At 47.8% G+C, this 26094-nt stretch carries 25 protein-coding genes; 23 read left to right on the top strand and 2 right to left on the bottom strand.

Annotated features, from left to right (window positions below; all coding sequences use genetic code 11):
* The first annotated feature begins 171 nt into the window (after nucleotides 1–171).
* The 4 genes from FH871_RS25895 to FH871_RS25880 all read left to right on the top strand — a co-directional run bounded on the left by FH871_RS25895 (nucleotide 172) and on the right by FH871_RS25880 (nucleotide 4277).
* The gene (locus FH871_RS25895) at nucleotides 172–612 is read left to right on the top strand and encodes a MobC family plasmid mobilization relaxosome protein (RefSeq protein WP_138994319.1); all 441 of its coding nucleotides are present in this window, start codon (nucleotides 172–174) and stop codon (nucleotides 610–612) included.
* Between the two features lie 67 nt (nucleotides 613–679).
* Nucleotides 680–1837, top strand: a complete 1158-nt coding sequence (locus FH871_RS25890) for a relaxase/mobilization nuclease domain-containing protein (RefSeq protein WP_171062953.1) — start codon at nucleotides 680–682, stop codon at nucleotides 1835–1837.
* Complete coding sequence (locus tag FH871_RS25885; RefSeq protein ID WP_138994317.1) at nucleotides 1834–3855, top strand: YWFCY domain-containing protein; 2022 nt, start codon at nucleotides 1834–1836, stop codon at nucleotides 3853–3855. Before FH871_RS25890 ends, FH871_RS25885 begins: the two co-directional genes overlap by 4 nt.
* Nucleotides 3852–4277 carry a hypothetical protein gene (locus FH871_RS25880; RefSeq protein WP_138994316.1) on the top strand — a complete coding sequence of 142 codons (426 nt, stop codon included), beginning with the start codon at nucleotides 3852–3854 and terminating at the stop codon, nucleotides 4275–4277. Before FH871_RS25885 ends, FH871_RS25880 begins: the two co-directional genes overlap by 4 nt.
* Here FH871_RS25880 and FH871_RS34220 read toward each other — a convergent pair.
* Nucleotides 4211–4567 carry a M23 family metallopeptidase gene (locus tag FH871_RS34220; protein WP_369008810.1) on the bottom strand — a complete coding sequence of 119 codons (357 nt, stop codon included), beginning with the start codon at nucleotides 4565–4567 and terminating at the stop codon, nucleotides 4211–4213. The two genes, FH871_RS25880 and FH871_RS34220, sit on opposite strands and share 67 nt — an antisense overlap.
* Before the next feature lie 449 nt (nucleotides 4568–5016).
* On the opposite strand from FH871_RS34220, the gene FH871_RS25870 reads away from it, so the two are divergent.
* The 10 genes from FH871_RS25870 (at nucleotide 5017) to FH871_RS25825 (ending at nucleotide 12800) form a co-directional block, all read left to right on the top strand.
* Nucleotides 5017–5946, top strand: coding sequence for a DUF3945 domain-containing protein (locus FH871_RS25870; protein ID WP_138994314.1), 930 nt, complete (start codon nucleotides 5017–5019; stop codon nucleotides 5944–5946).
* On the top strand, nucleotides 5939–7687 hold the full coding sequence (locus tag FH871_RS25865) for a toprim domain-containing protein (RefSeq protein ID WP_138994313.1): 1749 nt from the start codon (nucleotides 5939–5941) through the stop codon (nucleotides 7685–7687). The genes FH871_RS25870 and FH871_RS25865 overlap by 8 nt, the downstream gene beginning before the upstream one ends.
* A complete protein-coding gene (locus FH871_RS25860; RefSeq protein WP_138994312.1) occupies nucleotides 7684–7965 on the top strand; it encodes a hypothetical protein in 282 nt (93 codons plus the stop codon). Before FH871_RS25865 ends, FH871_RS25860 begins: the two co-directional genes overlap by 4 nt.
* A 454-nt stretch (nucleotides 7966–8419) precedes the next feature.
* The gene (locus tag FH871_RS25855; RefSeq protein WP_229317569.1) at nucleotides 8420–9103 is read left to right on the top strand and encodes a hypothetical protein; all 684 of its coding nucleotides are present in this window, start codon (nucleotides 8420–8422) and stop codon (nucleotides 9101–9103) included.
* A gap of 213 nt (nucleotides 9104–9316) precedes the next feature.
* Nucleotides 9317–9667 (top strand): hypothetical protein, encoded by a 351-nt coding sequence (locus FH871_RS25850; protein WP_138994311.1) that lies wholly within the window; start codon nucleotides 9317–9319, stop codon nucleotides 9665–9667.
* Nucleotides 9668–9716: 49 nt separating this feature from the next.
* Nucleotides 9717–10334, top strand: coding sequence for a hypothetical protein (locus FH871_RS25845; protein WP_138994310.1), 618 nt, complete (start codon nucleotides 9717–9719; stop codon nucleotides 10332–10334).
* Between the two features lie 51 nt (nucleotides 10335–10385).
* On the top strand, nucleotides 10386–10724 hold the full coding sequence (locus tag FH871_RS25840; RefSeq protein ID WP_138994309.1) for a hypothetical protein: 339 nt from the start codon (nucleotides 10386–10388) through the stop codon (nucleotides 10722–10724).
* Nucleotides 10725–10784: 60 nt separating this feature from the next.
* Complete coding sequence (locus FH871_RS25835; RefSeq protein ID WP_138994308.1) at nucleotides 10785–11111, top strand: helix-turn-helix transcriptional regulator; 327 nt, start codon at nucleotides 10785–10787, stop codon at nucleotides 11109–11111.
* A 366-nt stretch (nucleotides 11112–11477) separates the two neighbouring features.
* A complete protein-coding gene (locus tag FH871_RS25830) occupies nucleotides 11478–11933 on the top strand; it encodes a hypothetical protein (protein WP_138994307.1) in 456 nt (151 codons plus the stop codon).
* 534 nt (nucleotides 11934–12467) lie between these two features.
* Nucleotides 12468–12800 (top strand): hypothetical protein, encoded by a 333-nt coding sequence (locus tag FH871_RS25825; protein WP_138994306.1) that lies wholly within the window; start codon nucleotides 12468–12470, stop codon nucleotides 12798–12800.
* 539 nt (nucleotides 12801–13339) lie between these two features.
* Here the strand turns inward: FH871_RS25825 and FH871_RS25820 are convergent.
* Nucleotides 13340–14434, bottom strand: a complete 1095-nt coding sequence (locus FH871_RS25820; RefSeq protein WP_138994305.1) for a replication initiation protein — start codon at nucleotides 14432–14434, stop codon at nucleotides 13340–13342.
* A 615-nt stretch (nucleotides 14435–15049) separates the two neighbouring features.
* Between FH871_RS25820 and FH871_RS25815 the strand changes: the two genes are divergently transcribed.
* The 9 genes from FH871_RS25815 (at nucleotide 15050) to FH871_RS25775 (ending at nucleotide 26045) form a co-directional block, all read left to right on the top strand.
* A complete protein-coding gene (locus FH871_RS25815) occupies nucleotides 15050–15763 on the top strand; it encodes a hypothetical protein (RefSeq protein WP_138994304.1) in 714 nt (237 codons plus the stop codon).
* A gap of 84 nt (nucleotides 15764–15847) precedes the next feature.
* A complete protein-coding gene (locus tag FH871_RS25810) occupies nucleotides 15848–16282 on the top strand; it encodes a hypothetical protein (RefSeq protein WP_138994303.1) in 435 nt (144 codons plus the stop codon).
* Between the two features lie 92 nt (nucleotides 16283–16374).
* Nucleotides 16375–20763, top strand: coding sequence for a CusA/CzcA family heavy metal efflux RND transporter (locus FH871_RS25805; protein ID WP_138994302.1), 4389 nt, complete (start codon nucleotides 16375–16377; stop codon nucleotides 20761–20763).
* A 25-nt stretch (nucleotides 20764–20788) separates the two neighbouring features.
* Nucleotides 20789–21976, top strand: coding sequence for an efflux RND transporter periplasmic adaptor subunit (locus tag FH871_RS25800; protein ID WP_138994301.1), 1188 nt, complete (start codon nucleotides 20789–20791; stop codon nucleotides 21974–21976).
* Between the two features lie 39 nt (nucleotides 21977–22015).
* Nucleotides 22016–22444 (top strand): hypothetical protein, encoded by a 429-nt coding sequence (locus FH871_RS25795; protein ID WP_138994300.1) that lies wholly within the window; start codon nucleotides 22016–22018, stop codon nucleotides 22442–22444.
* Nucleotides 22445–22662: 218 nt separating this feature from the next.
* The gene (locus FH871_RS25790) at nucleotides 22663–23355 is read left to right on the top strand and encodes a HupE/UreJ family protein (protein ID WP_369008809.1); all 693 of its coding nucleotides are present in this window, start codon (nucleotides 22663–22665) and stop codon (nucleotides 23353–23355) included.
* 13 nt (nucleotides 23356–23368) lie between these two features.
* Complete coding sequence (locus tag FH871_RS25785; RefSeq protein ID WP_138994298.1) at nucleotides 23369–23998, top strand: hypothetical protein; 630 nt, start codon at nucleotides 23369–23371, stop codon at nucleotides 23996–23998.
* A 22-nt stretch (nucleotides 23999–24020) separates the two neighbouring features.
* Entirely contained in the window at nucleotides 24021–24785 is a 765-nt protein-coding gene (locus FH871_RS25780; RefSeq protein ID WP_138994297.1) for a hypothetical protein, read from the top strand.
* A gap of 12 nt (nucleotides 24786–24797) precedes the next feature.
* A complete protein-coding gene (locus FH871_RS25775; RefSeq protein ID WP_138994296.1) occupies nucleotides 24798–26045 on the top strand; it encodes an MFS transporter in 1248 nt (415 codons plus the stop codon).
* The last annotated feature ends 49 nt before the right edge of the window (nucleotides 26046–26094 follow it).

Raw genomic sequence — 26094 nt, 5'->3', positions numbered from 1 at the left:
TAATTTGTTAATCCATTAATTTATCCACTAAAACAGCAATCTATGTACATCAAAAAAGTTCCTCGATTGAGAAAAGCAAGATGTGTTTTTGTCAATACAAAAACTGTTTCGTACTTTGGCGGTACGAACCATGATTCAGCCTCCGAAGTCGGCTGAATAAAACAAAAGACGATGGAAGGATCGACCAGAAATAAAGGGGGAAGGCCCGAAAAAGAGGAGGGCAAGAAAGCCATAAGAATTCTTCAGGTGCGATGGGAACCCGAAGAGTACAATCGTCTGGTAGCCCGAAAACTGACCACCACAGCGCGGAGCCTATCCGACTTTGTGCGTTCGGTTTGCCTGGAAAAACCCTTGCTTTTTAAGAACGAGGTATCAACGCAAGATGAGAAAATGCTTTCATTGTTACGGGAAATCCGGATTGACCTGGTGCGGATTGGCGTCAACATTAACCAGTCATCCAAGCGCATTAACAGCACAACTGACTATCAGGACCTGCAACGCGAAACCTTACTTTTAAGTGAAAAAGTCGTCGCAATAGAACAGCACTTCAATAGCTTACTGGCCAACTTTGGGCCTCAATTAGTGGCGGGCAATGGTGACACGGATCAGTAGCGGCAGTAATCCCAAGGGGGCAGTCTATTATAACGAAATGAAAGTGGAGCAGGGAGAAGCGGAAAGGTTGGCATTACGCAATTACGTCGGAATCCTCATCGATCCGGATCTGATGCAAAAGCAGCAGGTTGCCTATATGCTGGAACAGCAAGCCGCCCTGAACCCGCGTATTTCGAAGCCCACCTTTCACGTGAGTCTCTCACTGGCACCGGGAGAAAAGCCGGATGCTATGGAGCTACTGGCAATTGCCGACCGGTATATGGATGGCATGGGTTACGGTGGACAGCCGTATGCGGTCTATCAGCATTTCGATACGGATCATACCCACGTTCACGTCGTTTCGATTCGGGTTAATGAGAAAGGGGACAAGGTGCCCGATAAGTTTGAACGGGAGCGGTCCAATAAGTTGCGGCAGCAGATCGAGAAGGAATTTAACCTGGTCGAGGCCGAGAAGGTCGCCCTAAAGAAATCATTGCCGCATCTCAAGCCGGTTCACTATGGGCAGGGCGATCTCAAGCAGGCTATAACCAATGTCGTGCTGACGGTTCTCAATGACTTCAGGTTTAGCAGCTTTGCCCAGTATAATCAATTGCTGAACCTGTATAATGTACAGGCTGTGGAGGTGCCACTGGAAGGCAAGAAGCCCGGCATGGTGTACACCGTTGCCAAAGAGCAGGAGCGGGAAGGCATTGCGTTTAAGTCCAGTAGCCTGCGCCAGCAACCCACCCGGGAAACGGTTGAGCGCCGGATTAAGGCAGGAAAGAAGGCAAAGCAGGATGCGGCTCCCCGAATGCGGAGACTGATCGAGGAGCGCCTGACGGATGGCGGCTCGTGGGTTGAGTTTCAACAGAAGCTACACCGAATGAATATCCTCATCTTGCCTCACCAGGGCAAGGATGGCAACCTGTTTGGTATCAGTTTTATTGACGCCAAACAGAAAATGATCTATAGCGGAAGTGAATTGAGCAAGGATTTGTCCGCTGGATCGCTCAAAAATCGTTTTAGTGACCGCTTCGTGGTATTACCCAAGGAAGATATCAAGCCAAAGGCTGAACGCGTCATACAGCCTAAAATTGAGCACAAAACGCCCGCCGAGGAACCGGTGCCGGATTCGGACACCTCACTAATCCGCCGACTTTTGTATGCAGCAGTCTACATGGATGATCAACAGGAGAGTGAACAGGAGTTAAAAAAGATGACCAGAAAACTAAAGCCAAGATTATGAAAACGGAACGTAGAGAGTTAAACAACCAACTGGAGATTTTCCTGTGGATATCGACTGGCATCTTTTTTCTTCATCTATACCTGGAGCTTTATGATGTATTCAAATTATTCGGTTTTACTCAACCGTTCGTCGAAACGCTTTTAGGTCGCATCATCACCAATTCCGGTATACTTCGCACGCCATGGTTATTAAAGACCGTAGCCGGGGTAACGATCCTCATCTATGCCGGTGCCAATCGGGGCGTTAAGTCACTTTCACTTAAGCCGATAACGGTTTTTGTCACCCTGCTTATTGGCCTTACTTTCTTTTTTGGAAGCACGTTTATGCTCCGGGATACCGGACTATGGGTTGTTAACTCAATCGGAATCTTCTGGACGGCCGTGGCTTACTTTGCCTTGTCGATGTTCGGCTATCTGTATCTGATCAAAGGTGGACAGGGTATTAACCGGCTGATGAATTCCCCGTTAGGCAAAGACCCCTTTAACGTTGAAAATGAAACCTTTCCCCAGGAGGAGCGCCTGCTCACCAATGAGTACTCCGTGAACATTCCCACCGAGTTCACTTACAAAAAACGGCTGCGGCGCGGGTGGATCAACATTGTCAACCCATTCCGGGGCTTGATAATTGTAGGTAGTGCGGGCTCGGGTAAGACGTTCAGCCTGATTTATGCCATCATCCGGCAGCAAATCGCCAAGGGGTTTTCGATGTACATCTATGATTTCAAGTTTGCGGATCTATCGATTGTCGCCTTCAATGCCCTTATGCGCAACCGGAAGAACCAGCCCAAGAATATGCGATTTTACTGCATCAACTTTGACAATCCTGCCAAGTCGCACCGCTGCAATCCGTTACATCCGGTTTACCTGCCGAGCATTGAAGATGCCGAGGAAAGCGCCAAAATGGTGATGTTGAACCTCAACAAAAAGTGGATAGGGGAGGAGGGCAAGTTCTTCGTTGATACGCCCATTTCGTATGTTACCTGTGTGATCTGGCTACTGAGAACCTACAAAGAGGGCATATACTGCACCTTTCCACACGTAATTGAACTGCTTTGTGTGGATTACAAAAAAGTTTTTCCGTTGCTGGTGAATCGGCCGGATCTGGAAACGCGGGCCTCAATCTTTGTTTCGGCTTTTGAAGGTGGTGCCATGGAGCAGCTGGAGGGACAAATGTCCAGCGCCCGAAGCGGCCCGGCCAAACTATCCAGCCCCAGTCTCTATTGGACGATGAGCGGCAATGATTTTATGCTCGACATCAATGATCCCGACGAGCCCAAAATTGTCTGTATCGGTAATAACAGCAAGAAAAAGAAGATTTACGGGGCCGCCCTGAGTCTTTACAATGGCCGCATTCTTCACCAAGTCAACCAGAAGGGTAAGCGCCCGGCAGGCATTGTGATCGATGAGATACCTACTATGTTTTTCGAGGGCATCGGCGATCTGATCAATACGGGTAGATCCAATAAGGTTGCCGTTACCCTGGCTTTGCAGGACTACTCTCAATTGGATGCCGAATACGGGAAGTTACAGGCTGATGTGATCAAAAACAGTTGCGGCACCGTGCTTTGTGGGCAATCATCGGGAGCCACCGCCGAAGCGATGCAAAACCGGCTAGGCAAGAATGTGCAGCAAAAAGAGAACATCAACATTCAATCGGAAGATACGACGCACGGCATCTCGACGGAAATGAATTTTATTGCACCGGTTTCTAAAATTAACCAGCTCAGCCAGGGGCAGTTCGTGGGCGTGATTGCGGACACCGCAGAGCAGCCTAGTGAATTGAAGGCAGTCAGAGCGAAAGTGCTGGTCGATGAGGCCGATTTTAAAGCGGAGCAGAAACATAAAGAACTGCCTAATTTTTCTAATTTTGCTAAGGAGGAGGACCTGAAGCAAATGATAGAAGACAACTACCTGCAAATCAAGGCTGACATAAAGTCGTTTATTGAATTAGAGACTGTCCGGATCGCTGCGGAACACGGTATCCCCCTGTCATCCACCAAAAAACAAGGCAAGCCGTGATTAAAGAAAAGGTTGCTCAGCGACTGGTTACTGTTCGCAAACACTTGGGGAATCGCCTGGGCGAAGACCTGACGGCAAAGGAGGTTGCTCACCAGTGTGGACTTGCCGACTATACCCTAAATCGACTTGAAGATAAGCTCAGGGGTAGTACCGAGTCGCTGGTCATCCTGCTCCGGTACTACCGAAAGCATGGCTACAATCAGGACTGGATACTGGAGGATGACAACCAGTCAACCCCCATGATTATCCCGCCGGGGCGCGACCTGATGGCAATCAGTCAGACACTAACTGAAATCGAGGAGTGTGTTGGCGCTAAAAAGAATCAACTCACGGTACAGCTACGCAAGTTAGGTCTTCATTCGTCCGACGAAAGCCGGGTGTCCACCGAAGAGCTGATTGTTCCTGATTCAAGTCCTCTTTGAAGAAGGTATAGTCGCCTTCTGAGCAGATAACAAAAATGCAGGGGATCAACAGCCTGCCCATTCTTGCTGATCACATAATGCAAATGTGGTCCGGTTGAAAGTCCCGTTTGCCCAACCCTTCCAATCTCGTCACCTCGACACAGCTTTTGGCCTGGCTGCACACAGTAGCCCGACAGGTGGCCATAAATCGTTTCAAATCCGAAGCCGTGCAAAATCTGCACGAAGGCTCCCAAGGCTGGATCATACCCCACTTGCTTTACAATCCCCGGCGCGGTGGACTTTACTCGCATTCCCGACTTTGCCCGCACATCAATGCCGCCATGAAACTGGGTCTGTTTGTGGATCGGGTGCCGGCGAACTCCAAAGGGCGACGTTATACTAAACTCTTGAATTGCTACCGCAACGGGCAATATCGAAGGGACGTGATCCAGGTATTCAGAATTCAGGGGTATGGTCTGAATCAATCGATCTACCTGCTCATAGCTCCGGGTTGTTTTCAGGATTTCAACTTCCAGTGAATCCAGAACAAGCCTTAGGGGATCTTGAGGGTAGGATGCCTGCCCCGTAACCGATGCAACAAATCCAAAAAGGAATAAGGCGATTAGGCACACTTTTTGCTCAATCAAAAACATATTCTGTTGCTGTTTGATAAACAAAAATGCAAATTATGTAGATAATTAACCACAATAGTATAGTTTTACTTGCGAAGTTTATCTTGCACTACGAACTACCTCCTCCCATGCAAACCAATGAGTACGCCCGAACCCAGGCTGATGGCCTTGACAACATTACTCCAACTCAGCAGCAAGCCGCAGCAGCATCACAATATGCTGTAACCGACAACTTCTTAAGCTCTTCCGAGCAGGAGGCTGTGTTGCGTCAGATCGCTACCGAACGACAAGTTCTTCAAAAGAAACTGGATGAGGTCGGTATAACCCGCGATTATTTGGCCGCAAACCCCGATGTGGAACGAGTCCTATTTTCCGGAAAGTCCACTCCCGTACTGACTATTGATTTGCCCAATGAGTTGAAGCTGGAAGGCAGGTTGCGTATAGCGGTCACCGAGAACGGCCCTCAGCTTCGGATCACTCCGGTGCATTCAGAGCTATCCATTCCGGATAAAGTAGGTGAGCTGAAGTTAACCCAGCAGGAGCGTAGCGAGCTGGAGCAAAAAGGGTACGTTGATCGGTCCATTACTATCCCTGAGAACGGGGGCTTTGTTTCGGGCTTTTTGCACGTCGACAATCAAACCAATACCGTGGACTTCTGGCGGGTTCGTCCCGAAACACTGCCTTCAAAGCTGTTAGGAATTGATTTAACGCGCGATCAGCAGATTGCCCTGGTGTGCGGCCACCCCATCAAACTAAGTGGCTTAAAAGACAAGCAGGGGGAACCGTTCGACGCTACCGTGTCTGTTTCGGCGGGCAAACAAGGACTTCAATTCAATGATATAGGCCGCCCGGAAATGACCATAAAGCCAGATGAGAAGCACCGTAATCAATTGGCTCAGAATAACGAAGGAGCCAAGACGGATCAAATCAAAGGTCTGGAAGAAAAAACAGGGCACACAATCATCAACACTGGACAAACCGAAACCATTAAGCGCCTGATGGACCCCGAAAAGGAGATCCCTCAACACACTCAAAAGTTACGTCGAAGTCATGACTAAGTTTGATGAGCTGAAACAGCTTTATCCCAATTTAATACCGGTACCAGAACTTCGGGCTAACGTCTCAATCGTTGAACTGGCGGCACAATACGGATATGAGCCAAAGCCCGAAAAGGGGCTAGGTCGTCCCGTCCTTCAGCACCCTAAGCACGGCGACACGATCATTATCAAAAACCCACAGGATGCCAGCCAGCAGGTCTACCAGCGTGCTGGCGACTTCTCGGATTCTGGAACCATCATTGACTTTATTCGCAACCGCCTGCCGACCGTGTTTTCAATGTTCAATCGGCCCGGGCAAAACGAATTTAGAAGTATTACCAATGTCCTCTATGATTATCTGCGTATTGATCCTACCCAGGTAGCGCAAAACCGAAAGGTGATCGATATCAAGGCCAGTGAGGGTCAAAGGCAATCATTTACCCGAGACTTATTTGATTTACGTCCTTTAGTGAAGGATAACTATCTTCTAAAACGCAACATTGATCCGCGGATTATCAACGGCCCGGAGTTTGCCGGGAAGGTGTTCACCCAGGTATCTTACCTCAACGCAGAAACAGGACACACGGAAGATTTCCTGACCGCAAAAGCACACCCGGATCGGAGGTATATTACGTTTCACAACGTGGCCTTCCCGTATTATAACGGACTCTCTGCGGAAGTCATGGGCCTTGAGTTGCGCAACGAAAACCTAAAGCAGCATGCAGCTGGTAGCGATCGGTATAAAAGTGTGTTCCTTTCCAATATTCCCGAAAAGCCGGTTCATTTCGTTGTACTGGAAAGCGTTCTCGACGCGATGGCGCATAAACAACTTCGATCTATTCGGGGCGATGACGCTTTTGATTCGGTTTACTTTTCAACGGGTGGCCAGCTCACCCAGGAACAGACCAACACCATCACCCGGTACGCAGTGGGACTAAGTAAAGGCGAAGGCTGGAAGATTGTATTGGCGTTTGACAATGATTTGAAGGGCCATCAGTTCGACCTCCAGTTTGTTCAGCAACTTGTATCCCCCCATTTCCCTATGTCACCTGCGGTGGCTACCGGTGACCGCATTGGTTTGGTCTTACCCTCCGATGAGTCGCACCGCCCGGCCGTAGATGCTTTGCTGAAACGGATGGAGCTTTTCAACAATACGATTCGTGGCCAGATACAGGCGCCAGAAAGCGACGATGTAACTAAAAAGGAGTTGAGTTGTCAACTGATAAACATCGCAACACAGGCCAATGCACAGCTATCCCTGCACATTCCTAGCACGATTGCTGCCATGAAAACAGTAAGCAGCAGTCTTTTGGATATTACCGGCTTATCGAATCGCATTCTGATAGATAAATCCTGTAGTAAAGACTTTACTGATGATCTGAAGCGGCACGTAGAAAGAGGAAAGAAGTTCGCCTATAGCATCACGGACGAGAGTGGCAAATCATGCTACACCAGTAGCTCAGCCGTAACGATTCAACGGGCGTTAATCCACTTACAACACCAATATACAGGGGAGGGGGGGACCAAAACCTTTACGGTTCAGCAGCAGCAACCAGACGGTTGGCTCAAACAACAAGCCCACTTAAACATAAAAGATGGGAAGGTAGTTAGTGCATCACAATTGCCTGATTTCAAGAAACAAGTTCTGGTAGAAAAGAGTGGACATGCCGAACAGGTAGCTGAAAAGCGTCAGGAAGTTGCAGCCAAACCTGAAGTAGATTCCAGCCATAAATCTGCTTCGATAAAGATCAAGCCGCAATGAGTAACCTTGACACCGAACAAGAAGAGTATCAAATGTCTTATGTTATCAATATCGAGGATGGTGCCGGACGCGAATACTTTATTAGCGAAAGCGGCACCGCTATTGCCTTAGACGCAAAAGGTGGGGATAAGCCCATGATTTTTAAGACCGATAAACAGATCATCAAAAAGCGGGAAGCACTGGAAGCGGAATATCCCGCCATCTGCATGGTGTATGTCATAGAACGTAAAGAGTTCGAGGCCCGACGGTCGAAACACATCAGCCCGTCCGAAGATTAGCTTTGTTTAAGTAACCTTTTTAGTAAACCCCAACCCCTTAAGATGTCATTTGTAATTAATCTGACGGATGCTACCGGACGGGAGTTCTTCTTTAACGAAGCCAATGATTGCATCCCCCTGGACTCACCCAGGCCCGACAGTCCGGTGATACTCAAAAATCACAACCAGGTGGTAAAGAACCTGGACAGCCTCAGAAAAAGATTTTCGTGCTCGTGTAAACTTTACGCTGTTGAGCGAAGGGAATTCGAGCAGCGCAGAAAAGACCAGTCCAGTCCGCCCAAAAAGTAGTTCTGAGACAATGAAGCAATACCAGCCTCCTGAATAGGGGGCTTTTTTTGTTGAAAAGGGGAAAGGGGTGGCACTTTATTACACTTTCTTACCTTTTTTACGTTTATAAAATTGTTTATTAAGTAAATTATGCTTACTTTGGGTAAACATTTAAGATATAATCATCATGAAAAGCACCCAGAACGCTAAAGCCAAGGCTGATGCAAACGCTACAATTGAAGTAGTCGCCCCCGATTCCAACAACCAGGTTGCCCTTTTGCCTTACCAACAACTAGACACCGATTCGGGCGAGGTGTCCGACGTGTTTAAATACCTCGAAGGTCGCCCTCGTCAATACCGCTTTGATGCCAAGAAGGGCCAGTTTAATATCAACGGCACAGAATCACAGGGTAGCACCATCACTTTCCAGCCGATTGCATGGCGCATTTTTGTGGATGACATTTTGAACATGGGGCCAAAGAACTGGATTGAAATCTTTTTCATTGACAATAGCAACAGTGTTTCGGCTGTACTCTTTCACGGCTATTCGATTGATAATGTATTCAGGCTGATCGAGCCACTATTTTACGATAACCTTACACTGGCGGATGTGGTCATTACCGCAGTTGCTGAGAAGAAAGAAAATACCAAGATTCAGCCAAAGGGTGTTTATTACATTGCATCGTTCTCCTATAAGCTGGCCGACGCGGAACAAACCAAAGTGTATAAGCAGTACGCCAATGCACAGCGATTGTTCCGGCAAGATTCCACTACGCCCCGAGCATCGATCAAGTCTACCTATAACTGGCACAATCCATTTGATCAACCGGAGGTACAGGACCAACCAGACCAACAATGGTTAGCTGCCTAAGCCAGTTTACCCTACCAAAACAAGAGAGGTCAGTCGAATAACGGCTGACCTCTTCCACATTTAAGATATAATATTCCCACAAAGTTACAAAAGGGGTTGGAAAGGGGAAAGAGGTTTTATTTATGCACAAAATATTACCTTTTTTACATTTTTAAACTTGTTTATTTAGTAAATAGTGTGTATCTTTAAGCAAGCATTTAAGATATAACAACTATGAAACTCATCAAGATTGACCCCGCAGCCCAGACCATTGAGGTCATCGAAACGACTGCAACCCTCGGCGATTTTTATCAGATCATTGGCTGCCGGATGATCGACGTTTGCGCCCGTCAGGGTGATGGCGACGCCCTCACGGTAGACGATGAAGTCTTATTTCAGCGACCGCAACCACTGGCCTTTTCCTTTGGGGGATACGGACCCATTCACGGCATAGCCGTTCTGAGTGGCAGTGATGAGGAAGGGGAGACTACAGAGCCAAGAATGGGCATTGAACAGGCCCGGAAACTGGTAAACTGGCTGGGTGCTGCTTACACCGCGCCTTACCTAAGAGTCACTTCTTTTTAATCTCACCGGGTAGGCTGCCACGGGTGGCCTACCCCAAACTTTCACTGTCATGTCATATCAGATCGAATCAAGCATAGAAGGCCGTCGGGGTTGTGGATTCCGGCAAAAGGGAGGCTATTACTTCGTAGCTGGCAAATCGTCCCGCCCCTGTGGCAAATTACCGATCGAGGTTAGTACCTGCCCTTGCTGTTGTCAGGGTATCCAGTTTAGCCGTGGATTTTCGTGGGTATCATCAGCCCTCATCGAGCAGCAGTCCTGCCGGATCAGTGGCTGTTCAGATTGCTTTCCTTTCAAGGTTATGAAGCGTTACGGCTTAATGTGGGTAGGAGAGAAGTACTATAAAACACCCGCGTATTTTACGGAAGAAACGGCCCGGATGGGTATCTCAAAACGTCTGCCATTTATCCCGAAGGGTTTTAATGTTGGTATGGACTGGATTCTGCTGGCGCACCGCAAATGCCCCTTTGAAACGCTAACGGGTACGGATTTTAGGCCCGGCATCTTTACTGCTTTTTGCCCGCAGCAGATTGATTACATCGTAAAAGGGGACGAATCTGACGAGTTTTTGCAGGAGGTGTACGACAAGGGTATTCACCTCGTCGATGTTATATCCGAAGAGGATTCCGCCAAAGGAAAAGTTGTTCCGCTTCACCCCGAACTAGCCTAATCATTCCGACGGGTTGCCCCAGTGGTGACCCGTCCTTTATCCCCTTTCCAAATGTACTTCTCAAAAATCACCACGCTGCACAGCCCGAAAAATAGCCTACAGACCTATCTCAAGCAACAGGTTGCCAAACTGGACGGTTTAGCCGTTGAAGACCCCGCCGAATTTCACGCCCATTTGCACAGCCTTGTGCTGAGGGCTAACGCCCGATACTCACGCTGCACGCCCGTACAAGCTTACCTGATGAAAACCCGCGTAGAGGGTGATCGGGTTGCCGGTATACATGGATTGGTTCAGATCGAACTGTACTTGCAGAGGGGTGTTTTTGCACCTCTGGAGGCAGGGAACCCCGCACATTCGACAGAGGCTATTCAATCAACCCTGTTCACCTAGCTGGTAGCCAATCGGCAACTATTAACAAAATTTTCATAACCATCATTTAAGATCAGAGCCATGGCAACTCAAAAATATAGAACCCCCGAAGGCTTCCCAAGCCGCTTTAAAGCATTCATGAAACATCTTGATCTAACGCCCACCACCCTTGCGGAGGTTGTCGACAAAAAACAAGACCTACGCGTGAAGTATAATCGATACCTGACCGGCGAATATGAACCCAAGATGGAGATACTGCAACGTATTTCTGAAGCCTTTCCGATCAACCTTCACTGGCTATTGACTGGAAACGGACCAATGTTTCTCAGCATGCCCATAGATACGCAATGGATAAGTACAGAGTCTAAAGAGCAAAGCCATGATCAGCTGGAAGCAATCGCAAATTGAAGTCCTTTTTAATTCGGTTGAGGTGGAGCTGTCAAGACGCCGGGCTTTTGGGAATGTTCCCTATTCATTCACCCAGCGGCCAGAGACGGCACTTCGGTACCTGGTCAAAGGATGGTGGAATCTTTACCATGAATCGAATTGCGCCATCCATGGCTAGGATCGTACCCGGTGGGAGCGAAGTAACTTTTTGCCTGCCGTTGCCCTTAATGCTCCCGCTTTACGGTTCAGCCTGGAACAAATCAAGGAGCAGATCCACATCGGCGCCATCGCAGAATACAGGGAGATTACGATCGCTGAAGATTCGGCAATGATTGTCCTGTCTATTTTGATCAATTAGTACACACCACAAGCCAACACCGTTCCATCATGGAAACATTTTCAGTAGATTTGGCCCAAAATGATACCTCATTGGCCGAGTTAGAAGATTACATAAGGAATACTGCCCGTCAGTACGTAAGTGCCTCAGAACGCGCAAAAACGCTATTAGCGGAGGTTGGCAAAGAGACGGCTAATAAGCTGGCAGCCGGTACGCCTGGCTATGTTTATTTGAAGCAGTTAGGGCATAAGCCGCTGGCCACGGAAGACATTGAGCGGATCATCACCGCACTGGGCACGGACGAGGAAAAGGCGGTGGTTGCTGAATTTCCGGCCGCTCAGCGCACGTTGAATGATCGATTGAAAGGAAACCCCGTCATTGGTTTGATTCTCAAGCAGGCGAAGATTTCTTACGATCAGTACTACCAAAGACAGAGCCTTCCGGAGCGATGGACACCCAGCCAAATGATTGCTATTATTGATGTTTTGGAGCGCCTGCGCGTTTGAGCAATCCCGTCATTTATAATTAGGTTCAATCGTAAAATCCAGCGGACGAGGCGGGTCTGGAGTCGGCCCGGTTTCGGGGCCGGAACGGCGGTCGGCCAAAGGAATTAGCGGCCAAGTATCAGAAGATTGCCCCGGCAGAAAAGAATCTCTACGAATCGGGTGATCAGTCTACGACTCAGATTATGAGCTACTTCCAGATTAGAAGCCGATGTATACTTTACAAAGTGTTGCGTTATGCTAGCGTGGTGGTTACACCGATAAGCCGGGGTCGGCGCGAGGCGAAAAAGCTTTAGCGTAATTCTTTGCGGACGTCGCACGGTCCGTTTACTAAAACAACCCCCTCTTCGGTTAGAATCAGCTTTTCAATCAGGAATTTCACCTGCTGGAAATTGATCTGGTTTAGAGCAACAAAACCACCCTCCACGGTGATGGACTGCTGAGGATTGTCGAGACTGGGAGCGGTTCGATCAACCTGAATAAGTACCTAATTTTTTAACCGCCTTAAAAACTTTCCAGCAGTTCCAATTCCAACGGATGGCTGGAAATATCCGTGAGCCGGAAATCCTATTTTTGGGTGAACGGGTTCTGAATCATCATCGCTGTTGTTTCTGCGTATCCCTATTTACTAACAATGATTCAACCATGGCCATCCCTGATCAGCTTAAAGAATTTAATAAAAAGCGATTCAAACAATACCGGATCCGCAAAGGGTATACGGTTGCCCAGGCTCGCATGATCCTATTTCGATTGTATGGCCTTGAGTGCGACCAGACGGCCGTTGATGCTGAAGTTGATCCAATTGTAGATCCTGAACTGAGCAGCCAGGTACGGGCTCAACTGGTGGCCAATTATCCTGATAAAGAATAGTTGGCACGGTACTTTCCTCGTAAATGTTTTTACATGAACGAACTGATTTTATTAACCGATGGCAAACTATTTCGTAGATTTGGCTCCTACAGAATCAGTTGAATGTACCGCCTTGAGCCAAATCGAAGAATACATAAATCAGGTGGCTAAAGTTGACCTAGCCGCGGCCATTCATGCCAATGAGTTATTACCTAGGTGGCTAATGAGTTGCTGGCGGGTACACTGGGCACGATTGAGTTAAAGCGGTATGGGCATCAGCCTTTATCTCAGTAGGATATCGAACGGATAATCAATACGCATGGATCGGTCGTCGATAAAAAGGCTATCGTTGATCTTGGCGATGCGCAGCGCGCGTTAACAGAACGTCTGAAAGAGACTTCACGCGTCGGTTTGGTGATCGAACAAGCTGGTCTCCCTTATACTCAGTATTACTTACGAGTGCAAAAGCCAGAGCTATGGAAGGCTGATCAAATGATTGCGGTTATTGAAGTCTTGAAACGTCTGAAATTATAATAGTTGCTCTTCAAATAGGAGTCGACTCACCCTTTATTGGCCATATTTTCAAATATAGATCCAATCGATTGTAAGGAGCCTGAACGGGAAATCGAATCTGGAAATAAGGGCGTATCAGATACTGCCTTTAATTTGTGTTTTTTAACTTGATCAATGCCAAGCGATTTAATAAGATAGGCCGTTGGATTCTTTACACCTGGGCGTAGGCCGTTGGTCAATTCCGAATGGATTCGGTAAAAAGTGTCGAGTAAATTAAAGTCAGAGATAATCAAATCCTTCTGCCAGGCGACTAATTTATACTTGGCCAACAGTGGCCACGCCAGACGAATGGCCTCTTCCATGGAGAGCCCCCGTAATGCCTGCCGATCCTGTTCAACACCTTCAGCAGCTAGTTGCCGGTCAGTTTTAATCGTGAAAAGGAGCTCTAAAATGCGTTTACCCTCCTTTTTACTGGGCTCCCAATCCAAAACGATGTTAGCTTTCTGCATTAGCTCCCGTTGTGCTACCTCCAGTGCATTGATTTTGAATTCAACATATCGGTAAGTATCCGGACAGTTGAGAAGCATTCTTAACCGGTCAACGGTATAGGTAAACTGGCGCTGGCCACGATTATAAAACATGCTGACGATCTCAAACATTCGCTGGGCATAAACAGAGCTCAGGGAAAGCATAATATCAATATCGTACTTGGTATACCGCTGGCCTAGCTCTGCAAAGTGAGGCACAACCTCTGCAAACATTGTAATCTCAATGACTTTTTTGCCATCGGCCATTTGTGAACGTACACGCGGAAAAGGAGTAATAAAATCAAAACTCTCATCTTCACTATTACGGTACATCAGCCGTTTTGACTGAAGTGATTCTGCGGCCGCGCTAATCTGATCATAACGCTGCTTTGTTAATTCGGAATAGGGAATCTGAAACTTAATGTTAACACCAGGCTTTATATCCCCTTTCAAACTCATATTACCGATCTGGTTGATTACCAGGGCAACAATCTTTTTTTCCAGTTCTGTAAATTCCTGTCGAGATTCCGTAAAGAGATTCGGCTGATAGTTGGTAGGGTTTTTACTAAAAATTGGTGTACTGAGTAATTTTGCAGGGTCTTGGGTAGATTCCATAGTCTCATGATTGATTATGATTCAATGAGGCATAAATGTATAAAAGTGAGTTTAATATTGCAAACTCACTTTGTGTAATTTTTTAGACCTACTAAACCTCACTTTTCTAATAAACAGCAGTGATTACTGATGTACAAATAGGTTGAGTTAAGGAGCCTAAAGGGCATTTTTTTCTATCAAAATCCATTAAAAGGAGCGAAACCTACCAAACCTCACTTTTCTAGGTCGCTACCTACTAAACCTCACTTTGTGACCTACCAAACCTCACTTTATGACCTACTGAACCTCACTTTATGAACGCTATAAAACCTACCAAACCTCACTTTGCTACCTACTAAACCTCACTTTTCTCTTCAGAAGCTACTGAAATTCAAGGCTTTATAAGCTTTCTAAATCAATCAAATAAAAAAGATAAAGATTAAAAATCAAAAAAGTGACTTATTGGAAAGGGGAAAGAGGTTCAAAAAGAATATATTTGTTTACTTTTACGGTAAACAATACAGTATTTAGCTGTTATACTAACCCTAGTAATAGAAATAATAATTTATGCTATCAATCTTTCGGTAGAGTAGGAACCAGTTCGATCTACTCTAAACATTCAATCCCTTAGCAACTATGACCAAACGCATTGATTCAGCTCCGCTGGCTGCTATTCGCTTAGCGCTGAAAGATCAGGCCATAACCCTGCAACCGGTCATCAACCAGGTTTCAGCTTTGCCCGTTGATGCCGATCTGGAATATTATTTCGTGCCCGCCGACTTTATGAAATTTTACCAGCCCTACCATCGCCCGGGGCAGCCACTTAAAAACCTAAAACTCATCAATTACGAGCGACCCGCTATTTCCCTTTCCTTCTATTTCAAACATAAGTACAAAATTAAACGGGATATCGACCCCCAGGAGGTCATGCGGCACTTGAGAGAGCACCGCGAGGATCTGCTCAATAAATCTCTAACTAGTGTGCTTAGTATTAGAGAGCAAAAGGAACTCCAGGAAACGGATGACCTGCTGCGGCAGATCAGGGACAACCCTGAAGCGTACCAATACTGCTTTAGTAACTACCATCACTACTACAAGTACTGGTATTGCTCCTACCGGTTCTTTGAAGATGAGGATAAAACACAGGCCGCTTCCGGAACCGAGCACTTATTGAAACACACCGAACGATTGGAAGGAAATCACATTGAACGCCTGAATATCATTTTCGTTGATCCCTACTACATCACGCGCCAGGTACCTCAGGATAATAAGCTCATCGACCGGGAACTGGATTCTTATCCGACCCGAATCAGGCAGGGGACGATTACGCTTTATCTCCGGAAAGTATAATCCTTGGTTAGTTAAGAAAATCTCCAGTATACTGTTGCCATTTCAGAAAAAACCTGACCTGGTTTACCAGACACTGCCTAAAATTTGGCTGTCGAGGATTTTGTTACAAATATTTTAGTATTTTTGGACTCGATGAAAGCAGTGGCCTTACTTTTATGCATTCGATTAGCGTTGGTAAATTTTTTACCCAACCAAGATGTGCATGAACTTTCCGGAGTTGTGGCCCTCATTGAACATTACCATGATCATGAAAATGCTGATCACGATCATGATTTCAGTCTTTTTGACTTTCTAAGCCTGCATTATGCTGACCAGACTCACAAAAATGCGGCAGGGCACGAAGATCTTCCATTCCAGCACAACCATTCCAACCTGATTGCCAATTATTATTTGGCACCTATTACCCGTATTGCCTTTGCAGTCCCTCACTTTTTCGTGGTTGTAAAACCCACGTTTCTTTTTGAACCTCGTCTCTTTTCGAAGTTCAGCTTTTCGATCTGGCAGCCGCCAAAATTCTAACAATTTAATTTCTGGTAATTACCATTCATTCCCTGGTGCCTAAGCTGCATCATGGGAGGATTGATTCTTTTTACTATATTAAATTGTTCAGAATGCTGGATCGAATCATTCATTTCTCCATATACAACAAACTCATTATCGGTATTTTCACCCTGGCATTGATTGCCTGGGGTAGCTATTCCGTTACCCAGCTCCCCATCGATGCCGTACCGGATATAACCGATAACCAGGTGATGGTCATTACCATTACCCCCACACTGGCGGCACAGGAGGTGGAACGGCTCATCACCTTTCCGGTGGAACAGACCATGGCCAGCATCCCGCAAATTGATCAGATGCGCTCTTTTTCCCGGTTTGGACTTTCGATTGTCACCATCGTCTTCAAAGAAAACACGGATATCTACTGGGCTCGTCAACAGATCGGTGAGCGGCTGTCCGAAGCCGGAAAGCAAATACCCGCCGGTGTTGGAACACCGGAAATGGCACCGGTTACCACCGGTCTGGGTGAGATTTACCAATACGTGATTCATCCGGAAAAAGGGTATGAAAAGCAGTACGACGCCATGGCGCTTCGAACCATTCAGGACTGGGTGGTCAAACGGCAATTGCTGGGAACGCCCGGAGTTGCCGAAGTAAGTGGATTTGGGGGCTATGTCAAAGAATATGAGATCGCGGTCAATCCGGATAAATTACAAAGCATGGGTGTCACCATCACGGACATCTTCAATGCCCTGGAAAAAAACAACCAAAACACCGGAGGAGCCTATATCAACAAAAATCCAACGGCTTATTTTATCCGGAGTGAAGGGTTGGTTAAAAACCTGGGTGATCTGGGCAAGATTGTCGTCAAAAATACGGAAAGTGCTCCTATTTTCATTCGCGATGTGGCCACGGTCCGGTTTGGCAATAGTGTCCGCTACGGGGCCGCGACCCGAAACGGAGAAGGGGAAACGGTGACCGGCATCGTCATGATGCTCAAGGGAGCAAACTCTTCTGAAGTGATCGACAACGTCAAAGAACGTATTGAGCAAATAAAAAAAACCCTTCCGGAAGGGGTAACGATTGAACCCTTCCTGGACCGTAAAAAGCTGGTGGATAGCGCCATTCAGACGGTGGGAAAAAACCTGATTGAAGGCGCCTTGATTGTTATTTTTATCCTCATCCTGTTTCTGGGTAATCTCCGGGCGGGGCTGGTTGTTGCCTCCGTGATTCCGCTGGCCATGTTGTTTGCCATCTCGATGATGAATCTATTTGGCGTTTCAGGTAACCTGATGAGTCTGGGCGCTATTGATTTTGGGTTAATTGTTGATGGGGCGGTCATCATTGTGGAAGCCACGCTGCATCATATCGTGGGAAAAAAATATACCCACCGACTTTCCCAGCAGGAGATCGACGATGAAGTCTACCACGCTACGGTCAACATTCGAAGTTCGGCAGCTTTTGGAGAAATTATTATCCTGATGGTGTACCTGCCGCTGTGCGCCCTGGTTGGTATAGAAGGTAAAATGTTCCGCCCCATGGCCCAAACCGTCTCGTTCGCCATTCTGGGTGCGTTTATTCTTTCTTTGACTTACGTTCCGATGATGGCGGCTTTGGGATTAAGCAAAAAAACCAACCTCAAACCCACCATTTCGGATCGGATGATGCACTTTTTCCAGCGTCTGTACACGCCGGTCCTCCGAGCCGCCATGCGGGTAAAAGCCGTTGTCGTCCTGCTGGCAGTTGGCCTTTTCGTCATCAGTTTGCTGGTTTTATCCCGGCTAGGGGGTGAGTTTATTCCTCAGCTCGACGAAGGGGATTTCGCCGTGGAAACCCGGGTGCTTACCGGCAGTTCCATTGACCAGATGTTGGACGTATCCAAAAAGGCACAAAAAATCATTCTGAAATTTCCGGAAGTCAAGCAAGTGGTCAACAAGATTGGTTCCGGCGAAATCCCAACCGACCCGATGCCCATTGAAGCCGGGGACATGATGATTATTCTGAAAGAAAAATCGGAATGGACAAGTGCGTCGTCCCGGGAAGAGCTGGCTGAAAAAATGCAGCAGGCCCTGGCGGTCATTCCCAATGCCACCTTTGGTTTTCAACAGCCGATCCAAATGCGGTTCAACGAACTGATCACGGGGGCCAAGCAAGATGTGGTGCTGAAAGTATACGGGGAAGATCTGGACGTGCTTTCCCAACTGGCCGGGCGTATCGGAACGTTGATCCGGCATGTAGACGGTGTACAGGATCTATATGTCGAAGAAGTGACCGGTCAACCGCAAATTCAAATTGATTTTGACCGGGACAAAATTGCCCAATATGGTCTGACGATTGACGATGTCAATCAGGTTATTCGAACCGGTTTCGCCGGGGAGCAGGCGGGATTGGTTTACGAAGGCGAAAGACGGTTTGCGTTGGTGGTTCGGCTCGATACGACGAGCCGTCGGGATATCCAGGACGTTCGAAACCTGTACATGAACACCCCTTCCGGTCGGCAAATTCCATTACAGGAAGTGGCCACGGTGGAATACAAGGAAGGTCCCAACCAGATCCAGCGGGACAATGCAAAACGTCGGATCACGCTCGGTTTCAACGTCCGGAGCCGTGACGTTGAAAGCATTGTGGGGGATATTCAGCAAATTATCGATACAAAAATGAAACTCCCGGTAGGGTATTACGTTACCTACGGCGGTCAGTTTGAGAATTTGCGGGCTGCCAAAGAACGGTTATCCGTAGCGGTCCCGGTCGCCTTGGCCTTAATCCTGCTGTTGCTGTATTTTACCTTCCATTCGATTAGCCAAAGCCTGTTGATTTTTACCGCCATCCCACTGTCGGCCATCGGTGGCGTGTTTGCCTTGTACTTTTTGGGGTTGCCTTTCAGTATTTCGGCGGGGGTTGGGTTCATTGCCCTTTTTGGGGTTTCCGTTTTAAATGGCATCGTTTTAATTGGTGAGTTTAACCGCCTGGAAAAAGAGGGTGTAAGAGAGGTATACCAACGGGTGATCCAGGGAACCCAAATCAGACTCAGGCCCGTACTGATGACCGCTGCCGTTGCCTCACTCGGGTTTCTGCCGATGGCACTATCTCAAGGCTCCGGAGCGGAAGTACAGCGCCCCCTGGCAACCGTCGTGATTGGCGGTTTGATATCCGCAACCCTGCTTACCCTGATTGTTCTACCGGTCCTTTACATCTATCTGGCTACTCTAAAACCAAAGAAACCGAAGGTGTCCGCTGTTTCAGCATCCATCGGTCTGGTTACTTTCCTATTTTCCGGTTCATTGCTGGGCCAACCGTCCGTTCAACAACGACTACCGGAAAGCCGGGTTGTAACGCTGGAGCAGGCAATTGAACTGGCGCTAAAGAATAATACCGGTCAGAAAATAGCGGCTTTTGAAACGGATCGGGAAAAGGAACTTAAAAAAGCCGCTATAAACCTTCCAAAAACGGACTTTCTTTATTCCCAGGGGAATATCAATAGCCAGGAGCGCGACAACTCGTTTAACATTACCCAGCGACTGGCCTTTCCGACGCTTTATGAAAGTCAACGGAAACTGGCCATGGCCCGCGTAGAGAGTAGTCAGTGGCAACAGGCCGTCCGTAGCAACGACCTGATCCGAAATGTAAAAGCCGCTTATGCCCGGCTGGTTTATTTTAAAGCCAAGCAGTTGCTTTTCACTGAACAGGACAGTATTTACAGCGGCTTGCAGAAAGCCAGTGCGCTGCGCTATCAATCGGGGGAGACGAATCAACTGGAAAAGGCCACATCGGCTGCCCAGGCCATGGAAGTCAAAAACCAGCTCCTGCAAAATCAATCCGATTTGACCATTGCCAGTCAACAATTGCAAACCTTGCTCAATACCCGTGAGCCCATTACTACGGCTGAGCAGAGCTTTGCTAAACGGACGCTCACCCTTGCACTGCCCGACAGTAACCCACTGGCAAAAAATCCGCTGTTACAGTATTTAAAACAACAGATCGCCGTAGGCCAGCAACAGGTGTTGGTAGAAAAACAGAAAAAGCTGCCGGAAATCATTGTGGGGTACACCAATCAATCGTTTCGGGGTGTTCAGATTGCCACCGGAAATCAGGAAGTTTTTACACTCTCGGACCGTTTTTCCGTCGTACACGCCGGAGTTGCCATTCCCTTGTTTCCCGGCGGCTATCGAGCCACGGCGAGTGCCGCAAAAATTTCGGAGCAGATTGCACATTCGCAACTCGAATACGAGAACACGAATCTTTCGGGGGAATTCAAAGCCCTGGTTTTGGAATACGCGAAAGTTCGGAGTGCCGTCGATTATTATGAGAATACGGCGCTACCGCAAGCCCGGCTGATCACGGTTCAGGCCCAACAGGGTTTTCGCAGCGGAGAAACATCCTACCCCCAGTTCCTGCAAAGCCTATCGGTCGCCAACCGGATTAAATCCGATTACCTAGATAAACTTTATTTCTACAATTTGGCGATCCAGGAAATAGAAACGCTGGCCGGTTTGCCCTACTAATCATCGACTTCAAAACTTTCACTATATGAATGATTTCAAAAAACTCGGTTTGAGATTAGTCTTTGGCCTTGGTCTACTGACCGCCTGCAACCGAAGCCCCGAAAAGGCCGATGACGACACCGTTCAAAAGGATAGTACGCAACAAACCGCTCCACCCGATCGGATTACCTTTTCCAAAGATCAATATACGATGGCGAGTATTCAGACGGGAAAAGTAGAATCGCGCCATTTAAGCAGCCTCATTAAAGTAAATGGGATGATCGACGTGGAGCCATCCAGCGTGGTAACGATCTCGGCCCCACTTGGTGGTTACGTCAAAAGTGCTGGTTTACTCCCCGGACAGGCCATTCGAAAAGGGCAGGTCATCGCTACCCTGGAAAATCCTGAATTCATCAATATTCAGGAGCAATATCTGGAAAGCAGTAGCCGACTTACGTTGTTACAGCAGGAATATGAGCGGCAGCTACTACTCAGAAAACAGGATGTCAATGCGGCCAAAACACTGCAGCAGGTTACCTCTGATCTCCAGGTGATGCAGGCGAGGGTAAGCGCCCTCGAAGCTAAAATTACCATGGCGGGGATCAGCAAAAAGGGGCTGAATGATGGGAAGATATCCGCATCCGCCAGCCTGTACGCCCCTATGACTGGGTACGTAAAAACCAGCAACGTCAATATCGGCAAGTATGTCAACCCGACCGATGTATTGTTTGAACTGGCCAATAAAAATGCGCTTCACCTGGCACTCAATGTCTTCGAAAAAGACATCGACCAGATCCGGGTTAGCCAGTCGATCCGTTTTGGTCTGGGCAGCGACCCTCAAATGAACCGAAGGGCGACTGTATTTCTAATCGGTCAGGCGACCGCTGAAAACCGGATGATCCCGGTTCATTGCCATTTTCCGAAATCGATGAGTCAGGGTTTGTTGCCCGGCATGTACGTCAAAGCCTGGATCGAAAAGGCCGGGCAAACCGTGCCCGTTCTGCCCCTTGAAGCGATCGTCCAATCCGAAGGCAAAGATTATATTTTTAGACAAGTCGCCCAGTCTGATCAGGGATTTACGTACCAGATGATCCCCGTCAAAAAAGGCATCCAACAAGATAATCTGACGGAAGTCATCCTTCCGTCAACGGTATCGGCCCAAGACGCCATCATCGTCACCAAGGGTGCGTATGCCATTCTATCCGCATTAATCAATGCCGGAGAGGAAGAATAATTGCATTTCCATTTAGTACGAACCATAAATCAAATCAAAATGAAAACGATCAAATCGATTGCCTTGGCTGTCGCCCTGCTACTGGCCGGCTCAACCCTTTCTTTTGCACAGACCAGCGGTCATTCACACAAGGCTACGCACGGGGGAACCGTTCAAACCGCGGGTGACTACCACATTGAAATGGTCATCAGTGAAAATATGCTGAGCTTCTATTTATTGGATGGCAAAGAAAATACCCTGTCGAATAAGGGAATTACGGGTGATGCAACGTTCGAATTTGCCAGCAAAGCAACCACTAAACTCCCCCTTAAAACCGGGGATAAAGATGCTTTTCAAGTAGATGTACCGAAAGCGAATTTATTCGCTCACTGTACCGTCTCCCTTACGGTAAAAGGGAAAACCATTTCCAGCAAATTTAAGAATACGGCCGCTTCGGAGGCTGATATTAAACACGGTCATAAACACTAATCCGTTTGCGAACCCGTATCAAACCAACTCTTCTCTTCTATCAATTTGTATGGAAGAGAAGAGTTGATTAAAAATCAAAACAAGAAGAAATACAGTCACTCCGAGCACTATTTGGGTTATGCTAACTCACTATAGCAGTTACGACAAGCTCTGACTATCAAGTCCAACCACCGAGTAAGGCGATTTTTCTTAGGAACCGTTTTGCTGTAAATCTAGAAATTATGAATGTCAAAAAGCTTATTCTTTCGGGTCTTGTATTCCTGTTGGGAATAACCGGTACTAGCGTTTTCGCCCATGGGGTGGATGACAAAACCAAAGCCTTTTTGCTGGGGAATGAAGGACCGGCCTTTTTCCCGTTCCTGTATATTGGAGCCCATCACATGTTAACCGGCTACGATCATCTGCTATTTTTGGTCGGCGTAATTTTTTTCCTTTACCGCCCGAAAGACATCCTGATCTACGTCAGCTTCTTTACCATCGGCCACAGTCTAACCTTACTGCTGGGCGTTTTGGGTAATCTTTCAGTAAATGCCTACTTGATTGATGCCATCATCGCCTTTTCGATTGTGTATAAGGGGTTTGATAATTTAGGCGGATTCAAAAAGCTATTTGGCTTTCAGCCGGATACAAAAGCCGCCGTTTTGATTTTTGGTCTGTTTCACGGATTTGGGCTGGCCACCAAGCTCCAGGATTTTAAATTCGGGCAAAAGGGATTGGTGACCAATCTGATCGGATTTAATCTGGGCGTAGAAATTGGTCAGTTCCTCGCCCTGACGTTTGTCCTTTTACTCATCAGTGTCTGGCGAAACTACAACAGCTTCAAACGCTTCTCCACCCTGACCAACACACTGCTCATGGCCGCCGGTTTCATTTTAATCGGTTATCAACTCACGGGTTATTTCGTTCAATAAAAATTCTACAAAAATGACTGATGTCAATCCTCCACTTTTGGAATCAAAACAAATTATCAAAGCAACGCTTGCGGCCCTGATTTTAGGGGGCCTCATCTTCGTCGTTGCCGTCCTGCCAGCCGAGTACGGAATAGATCCGTTGGGTACCGGAAAGGCATTGGGGTTTAGCCGCCTATACCAACCGGATGACCAAACGGATATGATGGTGGTTCAAAATGGCGCGCTCCAGGCCTTCCCCCGGTTAAAACTAGAAGACGCTGGTTCCGGGCCTGAAGTTCCCATGCCCGCCGAAGCTAATAATCCGGCCCCCGCTCACCAATATGCCGTACGGGAAGATAGCATTACGATTCCGGTTCCGGCCGGGAAAGGTCTTGAATACAAGATGATTGTTCTAAAATACGGAAAAGTAAAATACGAGTGGTCAACCAATCAGGGCGTACTCTATTTCGATTTTCATGGCGAGGTTAAAGAGGCCAATCCGGGTAAAGACACCTACTTTGAGAGTTACACGGTAGCAAATTCCAACAACATGATTGGAACTTTCCTGGCCCCCTTTGAAGGACGCCACGGCTGGTATTTTAAAAACAGGAGCAAAACAGACATTATTGTTACCCTCCGATTAAAAGGTCAATATGCTCTTTAACACGCATCGTATAGCCCGTTATATGAAACAAAACCGGATTGCCATGGCCCTGCTTTTGGGTCTAGTGGGTTCCGCCTGGGCTCAAACGCCTTTGACTTCGGCGCAGTCAGGCCCAACGACACCCACCCGTTCACCCTTTCGGACGATAACCAGCACGCAGTACACCGAACATTCCGAACTGTTTGCGGAGTTTCGGCCACTTCTGCTCAACGTTCCCGCCCGCTTTACGGCGCACCTTACTCAGGTTGGTGAGTCATTTAAACCCTATACGGATGCCGTCGTGACATTCACATTAATGATTGACGGAAAAACCGCCTGGCAGCAAACCCAACAACATCCCGTTGCTCCTGGTACGTATCGTTTCCCAGTGAAATCAGAGATCGCAGGAAAAGGGACCGTGACGATTACGCTTAAAATGCCCACCTATTCCGAGCAATTTGTCATCGATACGATAACCGTGTATGCTGATGAAGCAGCCGCTCTGGCCAGTCAGGCCAACTATCCGGCCAACGAACCAAAGGACAAGGTGAGGTATCCCAAGGAAAAGTCGTGGGTGGAAACCTTCGCTACAGCAACCGTAACCCAGGTAAAGAAAGCCGAATTTGTCCCCCAAACGGCCATTCAGACCGACAACGGTGTCTTGTTCGTATACGTGCAGGAAGACCCGGAGCATTTCAGGAAACAGGTCGTTCAACCGGGTAAACGTACCGGCAAGGGTATTAAGATAACCAGCGGGCTTCAATCCGGCGACCGGATCGTTACGGTGGGGGCCGACAAAATCAAGTAATTAAGGAGTATCATGAAAACGATTCAACGGGTATTTTCCCGTTTGCTTGAACCGCTTCAGGCGTTACGTAACCGGGTATTCGCCCGGTTATACTTTGCCCAGACAATTAGTCTGCTGGGCGATGCCTTTACCTGGGTCGGCCTAGCCCTGCTGGCGTACCAGTTTGGTCGGGAGCGGTCAGCGGTTATTCTATCCACTGCGCTGACGCTTCGGGTAACCGCCTTTATTATCTTTTCACCCTTTGCCGGTGTTCTGGCCGACCGAATAGACCGCAAAAAAATCCTCTATATCACTCACTTCCTACGCATGGGCATTGTAGGATGTTTGCCGTTTGTAAACGCCGAATGGCAGATTTACGGGCTGGTATTTCTACTGAATGTGTTCAACGCTTTTTTTACACCCACCTATAAAGCGATCATCCCCCAGGTGGTGGACAAAGCTTACTACCGGGAGGCTATCGGCTTATCAACCGCTACGTTCCAGCTTCTTGGCGTCCTAGGTCCGGGCCTGGCCGGAATTCTGGCTGTTTGGCTGGGTGCCCGCGATATTTTTCTGGTCGACGCAGTAACCTTCGTGCTAGCCGGAATTCTGATTCTGGGATTACCCGGTGCTCAACTGAATTATACCCCGGCGACAACTGAAAAGCTGCTCTCAACCTGGGTCGATGTAGTCAATGGCGCGCGGCTGTTGTTTGGGAATCCACTCATCCGTTTTGCCCTGGCCATTGAGTTTGTTTCTGCCATTGCCGGGGCGCAGATCCTGGTCAATACGGTGGGGCATGTCAAAGACGGACTTGGGCTGACGGATGCCGCTTACGGCTGGGTAATGACGGCCTTTGGGATTGGAGCAACGGTGGCGGCCTTTGGCGGAGGCTTCGACAAAACAACGAGTCGGCGGGCGTCGCTCATTGGCGGAGCGTTGTTACTGGGACTGGCCATCACCGGAGCAAATTTCATTGGGTATTCGTTCCTGCTGGTCTTGTGGGTACTGGCGGGACTGGGCCAGAGTCTGGCCGAAATTCCATCGGAAACACTCATTGGCGAACAGATCGAGGGTTCTCAGCAGGGGAAAGTATTCGGATCGCACTTCGCTTTTTCCCATTTATGGTGGGCCATTGCTTACCCAATTGCTGGTTTTACGGGCAGTCAGTTTCCGGGGCAAAACTTCCTATACGGTGGGCTTTTGACGCTGGTGCTTCTGGTCATTGCCCTCATCGTTTTTCGACCAAAACCAACTGCTCACATTGCTAAAGCTCCCTGATACAATAAGGAAAGAAGTACCGGAAATCCCTACTAATTCAAGAATACCG

Origin of the sequence: Larkinella sp. C7 (genome assembly GCF_006149005.1) — a bacterium.
In the GTDB taxonomy this organism is placed as follows: domain Bacteria; phylum Bacteroidota; class Bacteroidia; order Cytophagales; family Spirosomataceae; genus Larkinella.
This window is presented reverse-complemented; position numbering and strand designations above follow the sequence as displayed.

Bases quoted from the DNA above. Each gene is read 5' to 3' on its own strand.
- FH871_RS25895 (WP_138994319.1), top strand. From the start codon at position 172: ATGGAAGGATCGACCAGAAATAAAGGGGGAAGGCCCGAAAAAGAGGAG.
- FH871_RS25885 (WP_138994317.1), top strand. From the start codon at position 1,834: ATGAAAACGGAACGTAGAGAGTTAAACAACCAACTGGAGATTTTCCTG.
- FH871_RS34220 (WP_369008810.1), bottom strand. From the start codon at position 4,567: ATGCGAGTAAAGTCCACCGCGCCGGGGATTGTAAAGCAAGTGGGGTAT.
- FH871_RS25870 (WP_138994314.1), top strand. From the start codon at position 5,017: ATGCAAACCAATGAGTACGCCCGAACCCAGGCTGATGGCCTTGACAAC.
- FH871_RS25865 (WP_138994313.1), top strand. From the start codon at position 5,939: ATGACTAAGTTTGATGAGCTGAAACAGCTTTATCCCAATTTAATACCG.
- FH871_RS25860 (WP_138994312.1), top strand. From the start codon at position 7,684: ATGAGTAACCTTGACACCGAACAAGAAGAGTATCAAATGTCTTATGTT.
- FH871_RS25855 (WP_229317569.1), top strand. From the start codon at position 8,420: ATGAAAAGCACCCAGAACGCTAAAGCCAAGGCTGATGCAAACGCTACA.
- FH871_RS25850 (WP_138994311.1), top strand. From the start codon at position 9,317: ATGAAACTCATCAAGATTGACCCCGCAGCCCAGACCATTGAGGTCATC.
- FH871_RS25845 (WP_138994310.1), top strand. From the start codon at position 9,717: ATGTCATATCAGATCGAATCAAGCATAGAAGGCCGTCGGGGTTGTGGA.
- FH871_RS25840 (WP_138994309.1), top strand. From the start codon at position 10,386: ATGTACTTCTCAAAAATCACCACGCTGCACAGCCCGAAAAATAGCCTA.
- FH871_RS25835 (WP_138994308.1), top strand. From the start codon at position 10,785: ATGGCAACTCAAAAATATAGAACCCCCGAAGGCTTCCCAAGCCGCTTT.
- FH871_RS25830 (WP_138994307.1), top strand. From the start codon at position 11,478: ATGGAAACATTTTCAGTAGATTTGGCCCAAAATGATACCTCATTGGCC.
- FH871_RS25825 (WP_138994306.1), top strand. From the start codon at position 12,468: ATGGCTGGAAATATCCGTGAGCCGGAAATCCTATTTTTGGGTGAACGG.
- FH871_RS25820 (WP_138994305.1), bottom strand. From the start codon at position 14,434: ATGGAATCTACCCAAGACCCTGCAAAATTACTCAGTACACCAATTTTT.
- FH871_RS25815 (WP_138994304.1), top strand. From the start codon at position 15,050: ATGACCAAACGCATTGATTCAGCTCCGCTGGCTGCTATTCGCTTAGCG.
- FH871_RS25805 (WP_138994302.1), top strand. From the start codon at position 16,375: ATGCTGGATCGAATCATTCATTTCTCCATATACAACAAACTCATTATC.
- FH871_RS25800 (WP_138994301.1), top strand. From the start codon at position 20,789: ATGAATGATTTCAAAAAACTCGGTTTGAGATTAGTCTTTGGCCTTGGT.
- FH871_RS25795 (WP_138994300.1), top strand. From the start codon at position 22,016: ATGAAAACGATCAAATCGATTGCCTTGGCTGTCGCCCTGCTACTGGCC.
- FH871_RS25785 (WP_138994298.1), top strand. From the start codon at position 23,369: ATGACTGATGTCAATCCTCCACTTTTGGAATCAAAACAAATTATCAAA.
- FH871_RS25780 (WP_138994297.1), top strand. From the start codon at position 24,021: ATGAAACAAAACCGGATTGCCATGGCCCTGCTTTTGGGTCTAGTGGGT.
- FH871_RS25775 (WP_138994296.1), top strand. From the start codon at position 24,798: ATGAAAACGATTCAACGGGTATTTTCCCGTTTGCTTGAACCGCTTCAG.